The sequence below is a fragment of the Xenorhabdus entomophaga genome, assembly GCF_037996725.1.
In the GTDB taxonomy this organism is placed as follows: domain Bacteria; phylum Pseudomonadota; class Gammaproteobacteria; order Enterobacterales; family Enterobacteriaceae; genus Xenorhabdus; species Xenorhabdus khoisanae.
In genome coordinates this window covers 1-223 of the sequence record NZ_JBBMXH010000530.1, presented here as the reverse complement: position 1 = coordinate 223, position 223 = coordinate 1, and the positions used below count along the sequence as shown (strand labels likewise).

Annotated in this window: 1 protein-coding gene; it reads left to right on the top strand. The window is 60.5% G+C overall.

All coding sequences use genetic code 11. The features are described from left to right. The coding region (locus tag AAC854_RS23940) for an IS66 family transposase (protein ID WP_340619218.1) at positions 1-223 on the top strand (223 nt) is incomplete at both ends.

Sequence of the window (223 nt, the reverse complement as noted above, 5' to 3'; positions counted from 1 at the left end):
GGCCAAATCGCTGCTGGGCGAGACAACCCCATCGGTTATCGTGACTGACCAGTGCGCCAGCTATCACTGGCTGGCCCCCTCCCGACATCAGTTCTGCTGGGCGCACATCACTCGCAACCTGCAACAGATGGCCGATTACAGCGGGGGCGGGCTGACCGCGTTTATCGGTCAACGGCTGGTTTTGCTCTGCCACAGTGTGTTCCGCACCCAACACCGCTATGAA